Source organism: Vibrio sp. SBT000027 (assembly GCF_963894355.1).
In the GTDB taxonomy this organism is placed as follows: Bacteria; Pseudomonadota; Gammaproteobacteria; order Enterobacterales; family Vibrionaceae; genus Vibrio; species Vibrio splendidus.
In genome coordinates this window covers 2459660-2480082 of record NZ_CAWQGD010000004.1, presented here as the reverse complement: position 1 = coordinate 2480082, position 20423 = coordinate 2459660, and the positions used below count along the sequence as shown (strand labels likewise).

At 44.4% G+C, this 20423-nt stretch carries 16 protein-coding genes and 19 tRNA genes; 2 read left to right on the top strand and 33 right to left on the bottom strand.

Annotation, left to right across the window (positions count from 1 at the left end; all coding sequences use genetic code 11):
* Nucleotides 1-4: 4 nt before the first annotated feature.
* The 5 genes from rlmH to leuS form a co-directional block, all read right to left on the bottom strand.
* Nucleotides 5-475, bottom strand: coding sequence for a 23S rRNA (pseudouridine(1915)-N(3))-methyltransferase RlmH (rlmH, locus tag AACU28_RS21015; RefSeq protein WP_004735246.1), 471 nt, complete (start codon nt 473-475; stop codon nt 5-7).
* A gap of 3 nt (nt 476-478) precedes the next feature.
* Nucleotides 479-796: a ribosome silencing factor gene (rsfS, locus tag AACU28_RS21010; RefSeq protein ID WP_017080327.1), complete on the bottom strand. Its 318-nt coding sequence runs from the start codon at nt 794-796 to the stop codon at nt 479-481.
* 64 nt (nt 797-860) lie between these two features.
* The gene (holA, locus tag AACU28_RS21005; RefSeq protein ID WP_121603537.1) at nt 861-1892 is read right to left on the bottom strand and encodes a DNA polymerase III subunit delta; all 1032 of its coding nucleotides are present in this window, start codon (nt 1890-1892) and stop codon (nt 861-863) included.
* Between the two features lie 9 nt (nt 1893-1901).
* Nucleotides 1902-2543, bottom strand: coding sequence for an LPS-assembly lipoprotein LptE (locus tag AACU28_RS21000; protein ID WP_061024084.1), 642 nt, complete (start codon nt 2541-2543; stop codon nt 1902-1904).
* Between the two features lie 180 nt (nt 2544-2723).
* Nucleotides 2724-5300 carry a leucine--tRNA ligase gene (leuS, locus tag AACU28_RS20995; protein ID WP_121603536.1) on the bottom strand — a complete coding sequence of 859 codons (2577 nt, stop codon included), beginning with the start codon at nt 5298-5300 and terminating at the stop codon, nt 2724-2726.
* A gap of 265 nt (nt 5301-5565) precedes the next feature.
* On the opposite strand from leuS, the gene AACU28_RS20990 reads away from it, so the two are divergent.
* Nucleotides 5566-6036, top strand: a complete 471-nt coding sequence (locus AACU28_RS20990; RefSeq protein WP_004735251.1) for a zinc ribbon-containing protein — start codon at nt 5566-5568, stop codon at nt 6034-6036.
* A 125-nt stretch (nt 6037-6161) separates the two neighbouring features.
* On the opposite strand, the gene lnt is transcribed toward AACU28_RS20990, so the two are convergent.
* From lnt to miaB, 5 genes are all read right to left on the bottom strand, one after another.
* Complete coding sequence (gene lnt, locus AACU28_RS20985; protein WP_102566090.1) at nt 6162-7679, bottom strand: apolipoprotein N-acyltransferase; 1518 nt, start codon at nt 7677-7679, stop codon at nt 6162-6164.
* Between the two features lie 32 nt (nt 7680-7711).
* Nucleotides 7712-8602 carry a CNNM family magnesium/cobalt transport protein CorC gene (corC, locus tag AACU28_RS20980; protein WP_004735253.1) on the bottom strand — a complete coding sequence of 297 codons (891 nt, stop codon included), beginning with the start codon at nt 8600-8602 and terminating at the stop codon, nt 7712-7714.
* Between the two features lie 120 nt (nt 8603-8722).
* The gene (gene ybeY, locus AACU28_RS20975; protein ID WP_004735254.1) at nt 8723-9184 is read right to left on the bottom strand and encodes an rRNA maturation RNase YbeY; all 462 of its coding nucleotides are present in this window, start codon (nt 9182-9184) and stop codon (nt 8723-8725) included.
* Nucleotides 9185-10306 (bottom strand): PhoH family protein, encoded by a 1122-nt coding sequence (locus AACU28_RS20970; RefSeq protein ID WP_004735255.1) that lies wholly within the window; start codon nt 10304-10306, stop codon nt 9185-9187.
* A gap of 164 nt (nt 10307-10470) precedes the next feature.
* Nucleotides 10471-11895, bottom strand: a complete 1425-nt coding sequence (miaB, locus tag AACU28_RS20965; protein WP_004735256.1) for a tRNA (N6-isopentenyl adenosine(37)-C2)-methylthiotransferase MiaB — start codon at nt 11893-11895, stop codon at nt 10471-10473.
* Between the two features lie 308 nt (nt 11896-12203).
* Between miaB and AACU28_RS20960 the strand changes: the two genes are divergently transcribed.
* Nucleotides 12204-13379, top strand: a complete 1176-nt coding sequence (locus AACU28_RS20960; RefSeq protein WP_102487423.1) for a 2-octaprenyl-3-methyl-6-methoxy-1,4-benzoquinol hydroxylase — start codon at nt 12204-12206, stop codon at nt 13377-13379.
* A 71-nt stretch (nt 13380-13450) separates the two neighbouring features.
* Here the strand turns inward: AACU28_RS20960 and AACU28_RS20955 are convergent, their stop codons facing one another.
* From AACU28_RS20955 to AACU28_RS20845, 23 genes are all read right to left on the bottom strand, one after another.
* Nucleotides 13451-14497 (bottom strand): lactonase family protein, encoded by a 1047-nt coding sequence (locus tag AACU28_RS20955; RefSeq protein WP_102487424.1) that lies wholly within the window; start codon nt 14495-14497, stop codon nt 13451-13453.
* A gap of 157 nt (nt 14498-14654) precedes the next feature.
* A tRNA-Leu gene (locus tag AACU28_RS20950) sits at nt 14655-14739 on the bottom strand.
* A gap of 108 nt (nt 14740-14847) precedes the next feature.
* A tRNA-Gln gene (locus AACU28_RS20945) sits at nt 14848-14922 on the bottom strand.
* Nucleotides 14923-14951: 29 nt separating this feature from the next.
* Nucleotides 14952-15036 (bottom strand) — tRNA-Leu (locus AACU28_RS20940).
* A gap of 77 nt (nt 15037-15113) precedes the next feature.
* Nucleotides 15114-15190 (bottom strand) — tRNA-Met (locus AACU28_RS20935).
* A gap of 51 nt (nt 15191-15241) precedes the next feature.
* Nucleotides 15242-15326 (bottom strand) — tRNA-Leu (locus AACU28_RS20930).
* 87 nt (nt 15327-15413) lie between these two features.
* Nucleotides 15414-15488 (bottom strand) — tRNA-Gln (locus AACU28_RS20925).
* A 29-nt stretch (nt 15489-15517) separates the two neighbouring features.
* Nucleotides 15518-15602, bottom strand: a tRNA-Leu gene (locus AACU28_RS20920).
* Nucleotides 15603-15689: 87 nt separating this feature from the next.
* Nucleotides 15690-15764, bottom strand: a tRNA-Gln gene (locus AACU28_RS20915).
* Nucleotides 15765-15793: 29 nt separating this feature from the next.
* A tRNA-Leu gene (locus tag AACU28_RS20910) sits at nt 15794-15878 on the bottom strand.
* A 91-nt stretch (nt 15879-15969) separates the two neighbouring features.
* Nucleotides 15970-16046 (bottom strand) — tRNA-Met (locus AACU28_RS20905).
* Nucleotides 16047-16097: 51 nt separating this feature from the next.
* Nucleotides 16098-16182, bottom strand: a tRNA-Leu gene (locus tag AACU28_RS20900).
* 87 nt (nt 16183-16269) lie between these two features.
* Nucleotides 16270-16344, bottom strand: a tRNA-Gln gene (locus AACU28_RS20895).
* A gap of 29 nt (nt 16345-16373) precedes the next feature.
* Nucleotides 16374-16458 (bottom strand) — tRNA-Leu (locus AACU28_RS20890).
* Nucleotides 16459-16526: 68 nt separating this feature from the next.
* Nucleotides 16527-16601, bottom strand: a tRNA-Gln gene (locus AACU28_RS20885).
* 29 nt (nt 16602-16630) lie between these two features.
* A tRNA-Leu gene (locus tag AACU28_RS20880) sits at nt 16631-16715 on the bottom strand.
* 77 nt (nt 16716-16792) lie between these two features.
* Nucleotides 16793-16869 (bottom strand) — tRNA-Met (locus tag AACU28_RS20875).
* Nucleotides 16870-16946: 77 nt separating this feature from the next.
* Nucleotides 16947-17021 (bottom strand) — tRNA-Gln (locus AACU28_RS20870).
* A 29-nt stretch (nt 17022-17050) separates the two neighbouring features.
* Nucleotides 17051-17135, bottom strand: a tRNA-Leu gene (locus AACU28_RS20865).
* Between the two features lie 68 nt (nt 17136-17203).
* A tRNA-Met gene (locus tag AACU28_RS20860) sits at nt 17204-17280 on the bottom strand.
* A gap of 280 nt (nt 17281-17560) precedes the next feature.
* Nucleotides 17561-18652: a redox-regulated ATPase YchF gene (gene ychF / locus AACU28_RS20855; protein ID WP_026012356.1), complete on the bottom strand. Its 1092-nt coding sequence runs from the start codon at nt 18650-18652 to the stop codon at nt 17561-17563.
* Between the two features lie 10 nt (nt 18653-18662).
* A complete protein-coding gene (gene pth / locus AACU28_RS20850) occupies nt 18663-19253 on the bottom strand; it encodes an aminoacyl-tRNA hydrolase (protein ID WP_010439162.1) in 591 nt (196 codons plus the stop codon).
* 223 nt (nt 19254-19476) lie between these two features.
* A complete protein-coding gene (locus AACU28_RS20845; RefSeq protein WP_012603389.1) occupies nt 19477-20421 on the bottom strand; it encodes a ribose-phosphate pyrophosphokinase in 945 nt (314 codons plus the stop codon).
* Between the last annotated feature and the right edge of the window lie 2 nt (nt 20422-20423).

Genomic DNA, 20423 nt, shown 5'->3' with positions numbered 1-20423 from the left:
ACGCTTATTCTCGATGATAAGGGTGGTTAGCAGTGATGCTCCAAGCTCTATACAAGCTTTCAGCCATGATAACGCGTACTAATGGGTGAGGGAGAGTAAGCGCCGATAGAGACCAGCTTTGGTCTGCAGCCGCTTTACACGCAGGTGCTAATCCTTCAGGCCCGCCAATAAGGATAGAAACGTCGCGTCCATCCAACTTCCAACTTTCCAATTGTTCTGCCAGTTGTGGGGTATCCCACTTTTTACCTGGGATATCAAGCGTGACAATGCGGTTGCCTTTTGGCACTGCTGCCAACATTGCTTCGCCTTCTTTTTGAAGAATACGTGCAATATCAGCATTTTTACCACGTTTTCCCGCAGTGATCTCAATGAGTTCTAATGGCATATCATGAGGGAAGCGGCGTTTATATTCTTTAAAGCCTTCTTCAACCCACTTTGGCATTTTTGTACCAACTGCGATTAACTGGATCTTCAACGCTTAGCCCCAAAGTTTTTCTAGTTGGTACAGCTCACGATGTTCTTCTTGCATAACATGAAGCATACTTGTTCCCATATCTAGAACAACCCACTCACCTTCTTGCTGTCCGTCCATGCCTAGTGGTTGCATACCAACTTTACGCACTTCATCGGCAACGTGTTGTGCGATAGAAGCAACATGGCGCTTAGAGGTGCCAGTACAAACAATCATGTAATCAGTAACACTTGATTTGCCTTCTACATCGATAGTAACAATCGATTCTGCTTTCATGTCGTCGGCTTTGTCTGCAAGAAAATCTTTTAGTTCTTCACGTAACACGGGGTGTTCCTTTAATCTGAATTTAGCTTTTTAGGATCTGTTGACCCTAGAATATACCACGCTTTTATGCGTGAAATGGGATTGAAGCTGAAGGGATACAAAACTCTACGCTTAACTGATGAATTAGTGGCCAAGGCGACTGTTCATATTGAGTTTTTGTCATCAACTCAGCTTGAGTCAGCAACGCAAACAACGAATGTAATTGAGAAATCGAAACTCTTGTTAGCGCAGCGTTATAAAGAGGCTTTTTAGATTGCCAGATACGGTGTTTTTCGAATACTTGGCCTTGGCCGATCGGCATCTGTTTCATTTGTTGCTGCATTTGTAATAGCAAGGCAAGTTCACGTTGTATGCTACGCAGTAAAATGACTGGCTCTACACCTTCAGCTTCCAGTTGTCTTAGAATTCGTTGTGCACGATTACCTTTTCCAGCCAGTAACGCGTCACTCCAATGGAAGGGAGTAAAGTGGTTGTGGCGGCTTAGTGATTCTTCTAAGCGTACTAGGGTAAGTTTTCCGTCAGGGTATTGGAGCGCAAGCTTTTCTAGGCTTTGAGTGAGAGCAAATAGGTTACCCTCGTGCCACTGTGCCAGCATTTGAATCGCTTCAGGGTCTGGAGATAAGCCTATTTGACGGCAGCGCGCTTGGACAAACTGAGGTAAGCGACTGACATCTGGCGTTAGGCAACTGACCCAGTGACCCTGATTAGACAGTGCTTTAAACCATTTAGCACTTTCTTGAGCCTTGGTTAGCTTCGTGCCAATCAAGACCAACAGAATATCGCTGTGGATATGCTCTGAGATTGCCAGTAACTCTTTGGCTATCGCAGCATTAACTCCGGACTCTGGCAGTTCAAGTTCGATGATTTGACGGCTAGAGAACAGGCTTAATGCTTGAGTACAGTCATAGACTTGATTCCAGTCGAGACTGTTATCAATAGCAAAGCGGTGACGTTCATCAAAGCCTTGCTTTTTTGCAACCTTTTGAATCGCTTCTCGACTCTCTTGTAACAGCAGAGGCTCGTTACCGAAAATGAGGTAAACATTACTTAGCTGTTTAGCAAGTTGCTCTGTTAAGCGGTCAGCAAAAATGCGCATCAAATAAACCTATTGTTCAGCCGATTCGACGGGCTCTGCCGTTTCCGTAGAGCTTGGATCTATTTCGACGTTCTTGATGTTGTATTGTTTCTCAAGCTCTTTCACTTGAACATGTTCTAGCGCATCCAGATCCATGCTATCAGCTGCGATGTTCGCTTTTAGTCGAGCCATCTGACGAAGGATTTGACTTGTTGCAAGCTTACGCATTTCATCTTCGATCATGTCGCGCTCAACCGATTTTGCTAATGCAGTTAACGGGTTGTCTAGGTAACTACGGGTTACGCTAGTCGAGAATGTTTTTGAGCCGAGGTCTGGTATCGTTACGCGGTATGAAGCATAGAATGTAAGCTCAATTTCAGCAGCGCGAGTATTCTGGTAAAGAGACAGGGTACGTTCACCTACGCCCTCACTAATTATGTGCAGGTTAGGTGTGTTCTCAGCGGGTGGCACAATTTCTACATCATTCATACGTAGCTGACCTTTCATCATACGTGTAAACGTGCTGTATTGGTCGTAACTGGTCACAGAAATCTTGTTGAGTTCTTCTGGTACAGAATAGTCACCACGCAGGTGGAAACCACAGGCACTCAGTAGGCTAACGGTTAAAACAACAACAGTAACTTTCAATGAAGATAGTGAAATCAGGCGCATTATTTGATGGCTCTCATGAAGGTAGAATACTTATTTAAAGGCTTTAGAGCTTTCGAATCGTAGGGCTCTCGGTCTAAAGCACTTAAATAAGTAGACAGGACAATGTTGCACCCTGTCTAAAGACTGCTTTTGATGAATTAAGTTCGTTAATTCTTTAGCAATTGTACTGTGCTAACGAAATTAGTTAGCAACGATGTTTAGAAGCTTGCCTGGTACGAAGATAACTTTACGGATAGTTAAGCCATCTAGGAATTTCTTAGCGTTCTCATCGTTTAGACCAAGCTCACGAACTTGCTCTTCTGTTGCATCAGCAGCAACGGTTAGTTTCGCACGTAGCTTACCGTTGATCATGACAACGATAGTTTTCTCGTCTTCAACTAGCGCTTTCTCGTCAAACGTTGGCCATGTTGCTGAGTCTACGTTTGATTCACCAAGAGCAATCCACATTTCGTAAGAGATGTGTGGAGTCATTGGGTAAAGCATGCGAACTACTGCTTTTAGCGCTTCATCAAGGATTGCACGATCTTGTACAGATTCTTGAGGTGCTTTCGCTAGCTTGTTCATCAGTTCCATGATTGCAGCGATGGCTGTGTTGAACGTTTGGCGACGGCCGATATCGTCCGTTACTTTCGCGATAGTCTTGTGGATATCACGACGAAGTGCTTTCTGGTCACCAGATAGCGCAGAAGCGTCAACAGCTTCAGCTGCACCCTTAGCAGAGTGAGCGTGAACCAGTTTCCAAACACGCTTAAGGAAGCGGTTTGCGCCTTCAACGCCAGACTCTTGCCACTCAAGCGTCATGTCTGCAGGCGATGCAAACATCATGAATAGACGTACTGTATCAGCGCCGTACTTGTCTACCATCTCTTGTGGGTCGATACCGTTGTTCTTCGACTTAGACATTTTGATCATGCCTGAGTGCTCAACGTCGCGGCCTTGGTTGTCGACAGCTTTTTCAATGCGACCTTTTGCGTCACGGTCGATAGTCACGTCAGTTGGAGCAATCCACTCTTTCGTGCCTTTCTCGTTCGTGTGATAGAACGCGTCAGCCAGAACCATGCCTTGACATAGAAGCTGCTTGAACGGTTCATCAGATGTCACGTAACCCGCATCGCGAAGAAGCTTGTGGAAGAAACGAGAGTAAAGCAGGTGCATACAAGCGTGCTCGATACCACCAACGTATTGGTCAACTGGCAACCAGTAGTTTGCTTTCTCTGGATCTAGAATGTCATCAGCTTGTGGTGAACAGTAACGTGCGTAGTACCATGAAGACTCCATGAACGTATCGAACGTGTCAGTCTCACGTAGAGCTGGTTCGCCGTTGAATGTTGTTTCAGCCCAAGACTTATCTGCCTTGATTGGGCTAGTTACGCCATCCATTACCACGTCTTCTGGAAGAATGACTGGCAGTTGGTCTGCTGGTACTGGGTGAACTTCACCGTCTTCAGTGGTTACCATTGGGATTGGAGCACCCCAGTAACGTTGACGAGAAACGCCCCAGTCACGTAGACGGAAGTTTACAGTCTTCTTACCTTTGCCTTCAGCTTCAAGTTTCGCAGCGATTGCATCGAATGCTTCTTGGAACGCAAGACCATCGAATTCGCCAGAATCGAACAGTACACCTTTCTCAGTGTAAGCCGCTTCAGACACATCTAGCTCAGAACCGTCTTCAGGTTTGATTACTGGGATGATATCGATGCCGTACTTAGTTGCGAATTCGTAGTCACGTTGATCGTGAGCAGGAACCGCCATTACAGCTCCTGTGCCGTAATCCATAAGAACGAAGTTAGCTACGTAAACAGGAACAACACGACCGTTAAGAGGGTGGATAGCTGTTAGGCCAGTATCCATACCTTTCTTTTCCATCGTTGCGAGTTCAGCTTCAGCCACTTTGGTGTTACGACATTCTTCAACGAATGCTGCAAGCTCAGGGTTGTTCAGTGATGCTTTCTCTGCAAGAGGGTGACCTGCAGCGATACCAACGTAAGAAACACCCATTAGTGTGTCTGGACGTGTTGTGTACACTTCTAGCGGCGCATCTTCACCGTTAACAGCGAAAGATAGTTCAACACCTTCAGAGCGACCGATCCAGTTGCGCTGCATGGTCTTAACCATTTCAGGCCAACCTTCAAGGTTGTCTAGATCGTCTAGCAGCTCTTGAGCGTACTCAGTGATCTTAATGAACCATTGTGGGATTTTCTTTTGTTCTACCGGAGTGTCACAACGCCAGCAGCAACCGTCTTCTACTTGCTCGTTCGCTAGTACAGTTTGGTCGTTTGGACACCAGTTAACAGAAGATGTCTTCTTGTAAACTAGGCCTTGTTCGTAAAGCTTAGTGAAGAACTCTTGTTCCCAACGGTAGTACTCAGGCGTACACGTTGCGAATTCACGTTTCCAGTCGTAACCAAAGCCTAAAAGTTTAAGCTGGTTTTTCATGTATTCGATGTTTTCGTAAGTCCACGGAGCAGGCGCTGTGTTGTTTTTTACAGCTGCGTTTTCTGCAGGTAGGCCGAATGCATCCCAACCGATTGGCTGCATTACGTTTTTGCCTTGTAGACGTTGGAAACGAGATACCACATCACCGATGGTGTAGTTACGCACGTGACCCATATGCAGTCGACCACTTGGGTACGGGAACATAGAAAGACAGTAGAATTTTTCTTTATTTGGGTCTTCACTTACAACGAAAGTCTCGCTGTCATCCCAGTGTTGTTGAACCTTTTGTTCAATATCTTGCGGGTTATATTGTTCTTGCATCGATGGTATCCGGTTATCTTGGAATTTGTGAGTTCGGTTAGAACAGAATCTTACAGATCGTCATAGAATACCTAAAGGAGCTTAGTACAACAATAGTTATACCCTTCATACTTGCAGTTGCAGCACGGTTGATTGCGTAAATTCAACCAAATTACTTAGGACAGCTATACTTAAGGGTATGAATTGCATTTGTTTGTTAGGAACTGGTCGCTTAACTACGGCCCCGTTCACTAAGATAAAGCTTGGTCATCTTAAGGAGGTCGTTATGCCGAAGAAAAAAGCACTCTATGAAGAAGTCGTCGAAGAGGTGATAGAAACGCTGAAGCATAGTCCTGAAGAGCTTAACAACAAAATCGAAACGTCAGGTAAGTATGCGAAAGCAGCCAATGACATGACCAAAGATGAGCTCTCATTGATCTCGGCCTATGTGAAGTCGGACTTAAAAGAGTTTTCCGAAAGTTATGAAGAGAGTAAAGGTGGTCCATTTTATTTGATGATCACAGACTCTATTTGGCAAGGATTGCTGGATATCACTGATCGCACTAAAGTGGAATGGGTTGAATTGTTCCAAGACTTAGAACATCAAGGGTTGTATCAAGCGGATGAGGTTATCGGGCTCGGGACGCTTGTCTGTGATGAGTGTGGACATCAAACCGAATACAACCACCCGACCAATATCATTCCATGTATCAAGTGTGGGGCGACAGGGTTTAGCCGTAAAGCACTTAAGCCGTAAACACTTAAGTCGTAAACACTATAGCCATAGCACCATCAACTTTACACCGCAGTAATAAAAAGGGTTGACCCAATCAGCCAACCCTCAAATCACTTTCTTCGAATCTCGAATCTCGAATCTCGAATCTAGCTCTTTGGCTTTCTAATTACCCAGCCAATCACCAAGCTGAGCATTGCCCAGATATACAGTGGCCAAGTACCAACTGCGTGAAAAGGCGTTTGCCCATCAGTTGAAATGAGCTCAGCTTTTAATACGGCCGTTTCAAACTGAGGTATTTGCTTGATGATGTTGCCTTTGTAATCGGTTACTGCCGTCACACCATTGTTGGTCGAGCGAATAACGGGCTTACCAAGCTCCAGAGCACGCATCTGTGCGATTTCCATATGTTGCAGTGGACCAATCGAACGACCAAACCACGCATCGTTAGAGAGCGTTAAAATAAAGTCCGTCTCATCAGTCACGCTTTGTCTAACTTGATCATTAAAGACGATCTCATAACACAACGCAGGCGCTAAGTGACGGCCATTTGCCACGATGTTTGGTTGAACAAAATCGCCACGGCTAAATGATGACATCGGCAAGTTGAAGAACGGTGCCAATGGGCGCAAGATATCTTCAAACGGCACAAACTCACCAAATGGCAATAGGTGATGTTTATGGTAGCGTTCGTCTGGATCGTAGCTGTATTCGCCGTATGGATTGACACCTAGAGAAAGAACGCTGTTGTAGTACTTCTTATCTTCAGACTGATTGAGTACGCCAGTGATGATTGAGCTGTTGTTCATCTTCGCTGCGCTATCTAAGTTACGTAAGAAAGATGGAATCTCAACTTCGAATGCTGGAATAGCGGCTTCAGGCCAAATGATGATATCGGCATCCCAGTTTTCTCTACTTAGATCTGTGTACTTCATCATCGTAGGCCAGCGGTGGCTTGGTAGCCATTTACTGTCTTGATCGACGTTGCCTTGAATCAATACCACTGAGGTTGTTTTTTCAGGGTTCGGTGTCACCCAATCGATATTTCGAATGCCAAAACCTGCACTGAATACGATCGCAGGGATGATGCCAACACTCCATGCTTTGTTGATAACCATATAAGCGAGTGCAGATGCAGAGACAATGACTGCCAGAGTAATTAACTCGACACCGCCAATCGGTGCAAACGAGCCTAGTGGAGAATCGATTTGGCTGTAGCCAAGCCAAAGCCAAGGAAAGCCCGTCATTACCCAGCCACGCAGCCAATCACTGATTAACCACAATGCAGGAGCCGCGAGGAAAAAGCGGCTTAGGTTATTAGCAGGGAAGTACTTGTTTAAGCTCCAGGTAAATAGGCCTGAATAAACCGCTAGGTAGCCAATGAGCAATGCCATCAAAAACAGGTTGGCTGCCAGTGGCATGCCGCCAAAATGATCGATGCTGACGTATACCCAGCTGATACCTGTTGCGAATTGGCCTAAACCCCATCCGTAACCAATCCAAAGCGCACTTTTAGGAGAACGGTTGTGGATCAGTAACAGCAACAAAGCTGGGCTGATAATAGCAAGAGGCCATATTGAATATGGAGCGAATGAAAGGGTTGTTATAGCGCCAACAAAAACGGCCGCAAGCGGCCGTAATAGGCGATGAATAAAGGTCTTAGTCATCTAATTTCTGTCATCTCTTTAGAGAGAAGTTGTTATTCTTCGATAGTCGGAAGAGGCTGCTCGTCAGGGATGGTTACCTGTAGCTGAATCACACGACGGTTATCTGCGGATGTTATTTTGAAATGGTAGTTTCCGATTTCTACAATTTCGCCACGAACAGGCAGGTGACCGAGTGCTGTCATTACCATACCACCCACAGTATCAACTTCATCATCACTGAAGGAAGTGTTAAACGTATCGTTGAACTCTTCAATGGTGGTTAAAGCTTTAACCGAATAGGTATGCTTACTCAGCTTACGAATATCTAGCTCTTCTTCATCGTCGAACTCGTCTTCAATTTCACCAACGATTTCTTCGAGGATATCTTCAATGGTTACCAGGCCAGAAACACCGCCAAACTCATCGACAACGATAGACATGTGGTAACGCTCTTCTTGGAACTCCTTGAGCAGGCGATCAACTCGCTTACTTTCAGGAACAACCACGACAGGGCGAATCACTTGTTCGATATCAAATGGGGCACTTTCTGAACCCAAATACTTAAGTAGGTCCTTCGCTAATAGAATGCCTTCAACATGGTCTTTATCTTCACTGATCACTGGGTAGCGAGAGTGTTGAGCATCAGTAATAAGCGCAATCAATGTATCTAAATCATCGGTGCGTTCAACTGTAACCATTTGAGAGCGAGGCAGCATGATATCGCGTACTCGCATCTCTGAAATTTCCATAACACCCTCGAGCATATCGCGCGTGTCGTGGTCAATTAGGTCATTAATTTCTGAGTCGCGGATTACATCTACGAGCTCTTGGCGATCTTTTACTTCACCTTGAAATAGTTGGCCTAGGCGTTCAAAGAAGGACTTTCTACTCGGACCTTCAGATTTTTTACTTCCCTCAGAAGTGGGGGGGTTACCTTCGTTCATGATTTCTCAAAAAATAACGCTATCAGAAGTGTGATAGCACACGTTACAACTCAGATTCCTGCGAAAATCACAGGTTCGATGAGTTATTGTTTCTCTGCAACCTACTTTACTAGAATCAATTTACTTTTCTAGAATATACGGGTCTTCAAACCCCATAGTTTGCATGATTTCTGTCTCGAGTGACTCCATCTCTTCAGCTTCATCATCTTCGATATGATCATAACCTAGCAGATGCAGACTGCCATGTACAACCATATGAGCCCAGTGTGCTAGCAGAGGCTTATTTTGCTCTTCTGCTTCTTTTTCGACAACTTGGCGGCAGATAATGAGGTCACCCAGTAGATCTAATTCCATTCCTGGTGGTACTTCAAATGGGAAAGACAGCACGTTAGTTGGCTTATCTTTTCCACGGTAGTCATGATTGAGCTGGTGGCTCTCTTCTGTATCAACAATACGAACGGTGAGCTCGGCATTCTCTTGAAACTGAGGAATTGTTTTGTCCAACCAAAGCTGAATATCTTGCTCAGTTGGAAGCCCTTGCTCATTTTCGACCGCTATTTGCAGGTCTAGTTCAATAGACATCTATTTATCACCTTGTTCTGTAATTACAGAGCTATTTTGTGTTGCTAATTGTGTCGTAACGGCTTGCTGAGCTTCAAGAAGTTTGGCTTCACGCTCTTCACGTTTGCGCTTTTCAAACTCTTTGCGTTCTTTCTGGTCTTTTGCTTCCCACTTCTCGTACGCATTCACGATACGAGCAACGACAGGGTGGCGAACGACGTCTTCAGACATGAAAAAGTTAAAGCTAATGTCATCCACTTCGTTGAGTACTTCAGTTGCATGACGCAGACCTGACTTAGCTCCACGAGGTAAATCAATTTGCGTAATATCACCTGTGATCACAGCGCGTGAGTTAAAACCGATACGAGTTAAGAACATCTTCATCTGTTCTACCGTGGTGTTTTGGCTCTCATCAAGAATGATAAACGCATCATTTAATGTACGACCACGCATGTAAGCCAGTGGCGCAACTTCAATCACGTTGCGCTCAATCAGTTTCTCAACACGCTCGAAGCCAAGCATCTCAAATAGTGCATCGTAAAGTGGACGCAAATATGGGTCTACTTTTTGGCTTAAATCACCCGGTAGGAAACCAAGCTTCTCACCGGCTTCAACAGCAGGGCGAGTCAGTAGGATTCGGCGAACCTCTTGGCGTTCAAGTGCATCAACCGCAGCCGCAACAGCTAAGTACGTTTTACCAGTACCAGCAGGTCCAATACCAAAGGTGATGTCATGAGTGACCATGTTCATTAGGTATTGAGCTTGATTTGGTGTGCGTGGTTTGATGACGCCTTTTTTAGTCTTAATGGTCACTTCTTTGCCGTAGTCGATTTCAGACTCGACCTGTTGCTCCAAAATACCAGACTCAGTGACCGCCAGATGCACTTGCTCTGGTTCGATATCGATTATGTTGCCTTTAACTGGAGCCGTTTCAACATAGAGGTGTTTGATGATATCTAAAGCTGCGGCAGTTGTGTGAGGCTTACCGACAATGGTGAAAAAGTTGCTACGGTAATTAATCTCTACACCAAGGCGACGCTCAAGGTGCTTGATGTTGTCGTCGAATGGTCCGCATAAACTTGCCAAGCGCTTGTTGTCTGCTGGCTCTAGATTTATCTCTAAGGTAACGATTTTATTGCTCAAATTAGCCTCTCATTTTGTGCCACTCACTCTTAAATAAAAAAAAGAGCAAGAAGCCCGATTTAGACCGGGCTTCTGGATGGTGATATCCCTATTTCTAAGATGGTCACTTAGTTAGGTAATTTCAAGCTTTGTGTTTGCGCTTTGTGCTCAAACAGTTGTATTGGCTATGGCGTAAATGTTGCTACACCTAGCTCGTCTTCACGTTTTGTTTTTTCCATCATTTCTGCTGGAGTCATTACAACGCGTAGACCCATGTCTTTTTCTGTGCGAACTAGCTCACCACGTAGTGAGTTGGTGTAAACCTCAGTGATCTTCACATCTACGAACTGTCCGATAAGATCAGCAGAACCTTCGAAGTTCACAACACGGCTGTTTTCAGTACGGCCACGCAGTTCCATTAGATTCTTTCTTGATGGACCTTCAACAAGGATACGCTGCTCTGTACCTAGCATTAGGCGAGAGAAACGCATAGCTTGTGTGTTTACTGTCTGTTGCAGCTCCCACAGGCGATCTTTCTTCTCTTGTGCTGGCACATCACATGGATAATCTGCGGCAGGTGTACCTGGACGAGGAGAGAAAACAAAGCTGAAGCTCATATCGAAATCAACTTCTTTAATTAGCTTCATTGTATCTTGGAAGTCTTGCTTAGATTCACCAGGGAAACCAACAATAAAGTCAGAGCTGATTTGAATATCAGGACGAGCTTTACGCAGTTTGCGGATAATAGACTTGTACTCGATTGCCGTATGCGGGCGTTTCATCATCGTAAGAATACGGTCACTACCACTTTGTACAGGCAAGTGTAAGAAGCTCACTAGCTCTGGCGTATCTTTGTAAACTTCAATGATGTCATCACCAAATTCAAGCGGGTGGCTTGTAGTGAAACGAATACGGTCGATACCATCGATAGACGCAACTAGGCGAAGTAGTTCTGCAAATGTGCAGATGTCGCCTTCGTAAGTAGGGCCACGGAATGCGTTTACGTTTTGGCCTAGTAGGTTTACTTCGCGTACGCCTTGCTCTGCCAGTTGTGCAACTTCGTAGAGTACATCATCCATTGGACGGCTAACTTCTTCACCACGAGTATATGGCACAACACAGTAAGTACAGTACTTAGAGCAACCTTCCATGATAGAAACGTAGGCTGTTGCGCCGTCTGCTTTAGGTTCCGGCAAGTTATCGAACTTTTCGATCTCAGGGAATGAGATATCCATTACTGGCTTTTCGTTAGACAGTGATGACTTAATCATCTCTGGCAGACGGTGTAATGTTTGTGGGCCAAAGATAACGTCTACGTACGGTGCTCGTTGACGAATGTGATCACCTTCCTGAGTTGCTACACAGCCACCCACACCGATCACCACACCTTCTTTTTTATCTTTAAGCGTTTTCCAACGACCAAGCTGGTGGAATACTTTTTCTTGCGCTTTTTCGCGGATAGAACAAGTATTCAATAGTAGTACGTCTGCTTCCTCAGGTACTTCAGTTAGCTCGTAGCCATTTGCAGCGTTAAGCAGGTCGGCCATTTTTGATGAATCGTATTCATTCATCTGACAGCCCCAAGTTTTAATTAGCAGTTTCTTACTCATTATATGTTCGCTCGATCGTTAGTTTAATTTAAGGGAGCAAATCGCCCATTATTCATCCGCCAGTATTATTTGTCATAATTCGGTATTCAATTTTATGACTGGCTCTAGCGGCAAGCGGCGTATTGTACTGGTTTCAAAACCGACTGACTAGTAGTCTGAACAAATCTCTTATGTAGTGGTTTTTATTATTGTTAACGCCATATACCATAAGGGATAACCCTTTTTTCGAATAAGGTTTTTGGTTACAAGTTAGTTATGAAAAAGTACAATCAAAAACAGTCAAAGAATCAAACTGATAAGTACAAAATATGAACAGTTACGATATTGTGGTAGTCGGTGGCGGCATGGTTGGCGCAGCAACAGCGGTCGGCTTTGCAAAGCAAGGGCTGAGTGTTGCGGTGATCGAAGGTTTTGCCCCACAAGCTTTTGATGAGTCACAAGCGATGGATACTCGTGTGTCTGCGATTTCTCAAGCATCGGTCGATTTACTTGAAGATCTTGGTGCGTGGCAAAGTATCGCAGCGATGCGCGTGTGTTCTTACAAGCGTTTAGAAACGTGGGAGCATCCTGAGTGTCGTACTCGATTTGATGCTGCATCACTGGATCTGCCTCGTCTAGGCTATATCGTTGAGAATAGGCTCATTCAACTAGGATTATGGTCTCAATTCGATGCCTACGACAATCTCGAACTGTTATGCCCAGAAAAGCTGGATGAGATTGAGTTTGGTGAAACCAATATCGTTAAGCTTCAATCAGGAGCTGAGTTATCAGCGAAGTGGGTGGTTGGTGCTGATGGCGCGAATTCAGCCGTTCGTCAGCAAGCTGGGATTGGTATTACCGCTTGGGATTACCGACAGCACTGCATGCTTATCAATGTCGAAACCGAGCAGCCTCAACAAGATATTACTTGGCAGCAATTCCTACCAAGTGGTCCTCGTTCATTTTTGCCATTATGTTCTCTAACCTCTGACGGTCAAGAAGTCGGGCAGGGATCGTTGGTCTGGTATGACTCCCCATCTCGCATTAAGCAATTATCATCGATGACCCCTGAAAAATTGCGAAATGAAGTACTTGCTAACTTTCCTAAAGAGCTAGGTGATATCAAGGTATTGAATTCTGGATCTTTTCCTCTGACACGACGTCATGCTCAATCATACTCGAAGAATAATTGCATTTTAGTCGGTGATTCAGCGCATACGATTAACCCTTTAGCAGGGCAGGGCGTCAACTTGGGCTTTAAAGATGTTTCAGTACTATTGGATGTCACCAATGAAAAAGGCGAATTGAATCAATCTGTAGCAAGACGCTATGAAGTGATGAGAAGAAGTGACAACTTAATGATGCAGAGTGGAATGGACTTCTTCTATAAAACTTTCAGTAATGACATTGGCCCTCTAAAGTTTGTACGCAATGCTGCACTAAAATTAGCGGAAAGCTCAGGGCCGATTAAAGCTCAAGTATTGAAATACGCCTTGGGCCTTTAAAACGGCTAGATCAGGTTATTTATATAGAGAAGGAGAGCTGATGCTCTCCTTTTTTGTTTTTGTTGTAATGCTTATTGTTGCTGAGTGACACAAACTGGTGCATCAAGATCTAACGAGTAACCGGTATAGGTCAGAGAGCCATCTTCAATGTTACGCTTGAATGAGGTGATGTTGTTGGAGTGCTGGTTGGCGGCGATAAGCCATTTCCCATCGTCAGTTATATGGAAGTCTCTTGGGAATTTACCTTCAGTGTCGTAGCTATCAATGAAAGTCAGTTTTTGAGCCTCAGAGTCGACACTGAAGCTGCTGATTCTTGATTGGTGTCGACATGACACATAAAGGAATTGCTCATCGGGCGATAGCTTAATGGCGGCTGTAGCCCCTCCCTTCTCCATATTAGGTAAGGCATCAACCTCATCCACTATATTCCAAATACCTAAAGACTTTTCCAAAATCAATATCGTTTCAGAGAGCTCACAGATTACATAGGCTTTGTCTTCAGCTTTGTTGAAGATTAGGTGACGAGTTCCATTTCCTGCGGGCGCTTTAATAGACTGCATTGGCTCATCAAGGAACTCTTCTTGCTCTTCGTCAAAGCAATAGAAGTTGATTCGATCGGTGCCGAGATCGACAGTCACAAACTGTGGTGAGTTTTGTAAGAACAAACATTGATGGGCGTGTGGGCTAGTTTGTCTCTCTTTGTTCGGCCCTGAGCCAACCATTTTGATTGTTTTGAGTCGTTTATCGACGTTGCCATTGATACTTAAGCTAAAGATATCAAATGTACCTGACGAGTATTGGGAAGTGATAGCAAATTTATTGTGTGGATCTATCGCAACGTGGCAGGGGTGATCTCCCGAGATTAGGCCTGTATTGGACGCGATTTGTGAATCAACATTAGGTATATGAATGAGTTTCGGCAGTTTCTTTTGCTCAACCTCAGATGCTGTATAGATTCCAGACTTTGTCGCGGTGATAAAAGAGGGGTTATGACATTTGGCAATAAGCTCTAGAGGTAATAGTTTTCCTGTTTCTAGATCTAACTGAGTTTGATAGACACCTTGGCTTTTACTTGGCGTATCCGTGTAGCAACCGATCGTTAATGGGAGGGTTTTCATAGGTAGTCATACTCAATTAGAAAGTGGAGCAGACATTGTCTTATAAAATCGTATTAAAAGTGAGGTTATAGAAGAGAATACTTGGTGACTTGGCTAGCAGAATTGCATATTCCAGATAAAACAAAACCCAGCTAAAAAGCTGGGTTCTATTCAATGATGGTGCGGTCGGAGAGACTTGAACTCTCACACCTCTCGGCGCCAGAACCTAAATCTGGTGCGTCTACCAATTCCGCCACGACCGCAGCAAATCTTTATAGTTATATCGACATTGGTGATTCGATGTAACGTTGTGCTCTTGGTTTGCTATTTAGCTTAAAAACAAGCTAAGTAAAAACAAAGAGTTTAAATAGTGGCTGGGCTACCTGGATTCGAACCAGGGAATGCTGGCATCAAAAGCCAGTGCCTTACCGCTTGGCGATAGCCCAACAGGATATCAATTAAGATATCTAAATAATGGTGCGGTCGGAGAGACTTGAACTCTCACACCTCTCGGCGCCAGAACCTAAATCTGGTGCGTCTACCAATTCCGCCACGACCGCAGCAAATCTTTATAGTTATATCGACATTGGTAATTCAATATAACGTTGTTTGTACTTTTTCTTTCATAAAGAAAGAATGGTGGCTACTGCGGGATTCGAACCTGCGACCCCATCATTATGAGTGATGTGCTCTAACCAACTGAGCTAAGTAGCCAATAATGAATTTTATGTATTCACTATTTTATCTCTAATTAAAGAGAAATAATGGTGCGGTCGGAGAGACTTGAACTCTCACACCTCTCGGCGCCAGAACCTAAATCTGGTGCGTCTACCAATTCCGCCACGACCGCAGCAAAGCTTTCCTCTCAACTAAGCAAAGAGCTTAGCGAAGAGTATATAGTTAAGAAGACTTATGGTTTGTCTAAGTAACGTTGTAATGGCTGGGCTACCTGGATTCGAACCAGGGAATGCTGGCATCAAAAGCCAGTGCCTTACCGCTTGGCGATAGCCCAACAGGATATCAATTAAGATATCTAAATAATGGTGCGGTCGGAGAGACTTGAACTCTCACACCTCTCGGCGCCAGAACCTAAATCTGGTGCGTCTACCAATTCCGCCACGACCGCAGCAAAGCTTTCCTCTCAACTAAGCAAAGAGCCTAGCGAAGAGTATATAGTTAAGAAGACTTATGGTTTGTCTAAGTAACGTTGTAATGGCTGGGCTACCTGGATTCGAACCAGGGAATGCTGGCATCAAAAGCCAGTGCCTTACCGCTTGGCGATAGCCCAACAGGATATCAATTAAGATATCTAAATAATGGTGCGGTCGGAGAGACTTGAACTCTCACACCTCTCGGCGCCAGAACCTAAATCTGGTGCGTCTACCAATTCCGCCACGACCGCAGCAAAGCTTTTACTCTAGCGAAGAGTATAGTTAAGAAGACTTATGGTTTGTCTAAGTAACGTTGTTTGTTCTTCTTTCATAAAGAAAGAATGGTGGCTACTGCGGGATTCGAACCTGCGACCCCATCATTATGAGTGATGTGCTCTAACCAACTGAGCTAAGTAGCCAATAATGAATTTTATGTATTCACTATTTTATCTCTAATTAAAGAGAAATAATGGTGCGGTCGGAGAGACTTGAACTCTCACACCTCTCGGCGCCAGAACCTAAATCTGGTGCGTCTACCAATTCCGCCACGACCGCAGCAAAGCTTTCCTCTCAACTAAGCAAAGAGCTTAGCGAAGAGTATATAGTTAAGAAGACTTATGGTTTGTCTAAGTAACGTTGTAATGGCTGGGCTACCTGGATTCGAACCAGGGAATGCTGGCATCAAAAGCCAGTGCCTTACCGCTTGGCGATAGCCCAACAGGATATCAATTAAGATATCTAAATAATGGTGCGGTCGGAGAGACTTGAACTCTCACACCTCTCGGCGCCAGAACCTAAATCTGGTGCGTCTACCAATTCCGCCACGACCGCAGCAAAGCTTTTACTCTAGCAAAGAGTATAGTTAAGAAGACTTATGGTTTGTCTAAGTAACGTTGTAATGGCTGGGCTACCTGGATTCGAACCAGGGAATGCTGGCATCAAAAGCCAGTGCCTTACCGCTTGGCGATAGCCCAACAGGATATCAGTTAAGATATCTAAATAATGGTGCGGTCGGAGAGACTTGAACTCTCACACCTCTCGGCGCCAGAACCTAAATCTGGTGCGTCTACCAATTCCGCCACGACCGCAGCAAATCTTTATAGTTATATCGACATTGGTAATTCAATATAACGTTGTTTGTACTTTTTCTTTCATAAAGAAAGAATGGTGGCTACTGCGGGATTCGAACCTGCGACCCCATCATTATGAGTGATGTGCTCTAACCAACTGAGCTAAGTAGCCATCTGAGAGCGAAGTAATATAATATAATCTCGCTTCCAATGCCATTATCTTTTTAAAGATAATTACACTTTAAATTGTGGCTGGGCTACCTGGATTCGAACCAGGGAATGCTGGCATCAAAAGCCAGTGCCTTACCGCTTGGCGATAGCCCAACAATGATATCAATTAAGATATCTCAATATGGTGCGGTCGGAGAGACTTGAACTCTCACACCTCTCGGCGCCAGAACCTAAATCTGGTGCGTCTACCAATTCCGCCACGACCGCTTTACTTTCCTAAAAACTCTTTGTTGTTAAGAGACAGATGTTTAATAACAAACAGAGTGCTTAGGAAATGGTGGCTACTGCGGGATTCGAACCTGCGACCCCATCATTATGAGTGATGTGCTCTAACCAACTGAGCTAAGTAGCCATTTCCAAATTGTTGCTCATTTCGAGACGTTGCCGCTTCGTTGTGAACGGGGCGCATTATGCGGAGTTGAGCGAAACCCGTCAACTTTTTTTTTGAATAAATCGCGAATAAACATCTGTTCGGTTTCTTTTTAGGCAAAGAGGTGTATTTGTCGACAAAAAACAGGTCTAAAAGGCGATATATATAGGAAGTTAAGTTTTGGATGTGGGGCTATTTCTAAAGGGGGAAAACAAAAAGGCCAGTGAATTCACTGGCCTTTTTTCTAGATGTTTAATCAGAATTATACGTTGAAGCGGAAGTGAACTACGTCACCATCTTTAACGATGTATTCTTTGCCTTCAAGACGCCATTTACCTGCATCTTTTGCTCCACTTTCACCGCCAAATTCGATGAAATGTTCGTAGCCAACTACTTCTGCACGGATGAAACCTTTCTCGAAGTCGGTGTGGATCTTACCAGCTGCTTGCGGTGCTGTTGCACCAATAGGAATAGTCCAAGCACGAACTTCTTTAACACCGGCAGTAAAGTAAGTTTGAAGAGTCAGTAGCTCGTAACCAGAGCGGATCACTCGGTTAAGGCCTGGTTCTTCAATACCCATGTCAGCTAGAAACTCTTCACGATCTTCATCGTCAAGCTCAGAAAGTTCAGATTCGATTGCAGCACACACAGCAACAACAACGTTGTTCTCTTTTTCTGCATATTCGCGAACGGCGTCTAGGTAAGGGTTGTTTTCAAAACCATCTTCAGCAACGTTTGCAATGTACATTGTTGGCTTAAGCGTTAGGAAGTTAAGGTAGTCGATTGCTGCTACTTCTTCTTTGCCAAGTTCAACAGTACGAGCCATACCACCTTCAGTCAGGATAGGTAGAAGCTTTTCAAGAACTGTAGTTTCAAATTTAGCGTCTTTATCTCCGCCTTTTGCTTTTTTAGCATTACGGAAGATTGCACGTTCACAGCTATCTAGATCGGCAAGAGCAAGCTCAAGGTTGATCACTTCGATATCTTCGATTGGAGATACTTTGCCTGAAACGTGAACGATGTTTTCGTTTTCAAAGCAGCGTACAACGTGACCGATAGCATCAGTTTCGCGGATGTTAGCTAGGAATTTGTTACCTAGACCTTCACCTTTAGATGCGCCAGCAACTAGGCCTGCGATATCTACGAATTCCATTGTCGTTGGAAGGATCTTCTGTGGATTAACAATTTTTGCTAATGCATCTAAGCGTAGATCTGGAACCGGAACGATACCTGTGTTTGGTTCGATTGTACAAAATGGAAAGTTTGCTGCTTCGATGCCTGCTTTAGTCAGTGCGTTAAACAGAGTTGACTTACCAACGTTTGGTAGACCAACGATGCCACATTTAAAACCCATGATATAAACCTTATTCTGCTTTGAACGTATGTAAGCGATTTTGTGCTTTTGGTAGGCCATCTTTTAATAAGATGTCTAGGCTACGAACCGATTCGTCAACGACAGCCTCGATACACTCTTGCTCTTTCGCAGGAGCTTTGCCTAATACATAACCTGCAACTTTATCTTTGTGTCCTGGATGGCCAATGCCTAATCTAAGACGATAGAATTCTTTATTGTTACCCTGCTTGCTGATGATGTCTTTCAGACCATTATGTCCACCATGACCACCACCTTTTTTAAACTTTCCAATACCAGGAGGAAGATCTAACTCATCGTGAGCGACCATGATCTCTTCTGGTTTAATTTGGTAGAACTTTGCTAAGGCAGCAACAGCTTTGCCTGACAAGTTCATAAAAGTCGTTGGGATCAGCAAGCGAAGATCTTCACCATGAACCATGATACGACCCGTTAGGCCAAAGAACTTTGGTTCGTTCTTTAGTGTCACGTTATGTACACGCGCTAATTCTTCAACTACCCAAGCACCCGCATTGTGGCGAGTTTTGGCGTATTCTGGACCTGGATTAGCCAGTCCAACGAGAAGTTTTATTTGTTGGCTCAAGGTATGGATCTCTCTTGGGATTTCAAAAAGCGCCGTATGATATCACAGTTTATGAAAAAGGTGCGAGCTAGCTGATAGCAACACGATGATTCCTGACTGTGGTGAATTGCGGCTTAATATTGGTTAGACATAAAAAAAGCACTTCATTCAATGAAGTGCTTAATATGTATCTCTCACGAGTTCTAAAACAAAGCTTTTCTACAACAAAGCTATAGAGCTTTGATTAGTTAAACATCGCTGAGATTGATTCTTCGTTGCTGATGCGGCGAATTGCTTCAGCAAGCATGCGAGAAAGGCTTAGCTCAGTAACTTTGCCTGTCGCAGCCATCTCTGGAGAAAGCTTGATTGAATCTGTAACAATAACTTGGTCTAGAACTGAGTTACGGATGTTTTCTGCAGCAGTACCAGAGAATACAGCGTGAGTAGCGTAAGCGAATACACGCTTAGCACCGCGCTCTTTAAGCGCTTCAGCTGCTTTACACAGTGTGCCACCAGTATCGATCATGTCATCAACGATAACACAGTCACGACCTTCAACATCACCGATCAGGTTCATTACTTCAGAAACGTTAGCACGTGGACGACGCTTATCAACGATAGCGATGTCAACATCACCTAGCGCTTTAGCGGTTGCACGAGCACGTACAACACCACCAAGGTCTGGAGAAACCACTACTGGGTTTTCTAGGCCACGGTTAGCCATGTCTTCTAGAAGAACTGGAGTGCCGAAGATGTTATCAACAGGTACATCGAAGAAGCCTTGGATTTGCTCTGCGTGTAGGTCGATAGTAAGAACGCGGTCAACACCAACGTTAGAAAGGAAATCTGCAACAACTTTTGCAGTAATAGGCACACGAGCAGAACGTACACGACGATCTTGACGGGCATAACCGAAGTAAGGGATTACAGCAGTAATACGGCCAGCAGAAGCACGGCGCATTGCGTCAATCATTACCACCAATTCCATAAGGTTGTCATTGGTTGGTGCACAAGTTGATTGAATCAGGAATACATCGCTACCACGAACGTTTTCATTGATTTGAACAGCGACTTCGCCATCAGAAAAACGGTCTACAGTAGCATCGCCAAGAGAGATGTATAGACGATCAGCAATACGTTGGGCTAGTTCAGGTGTTGCGTTACCAGCAAATAGCTTCATATCAGGCACGG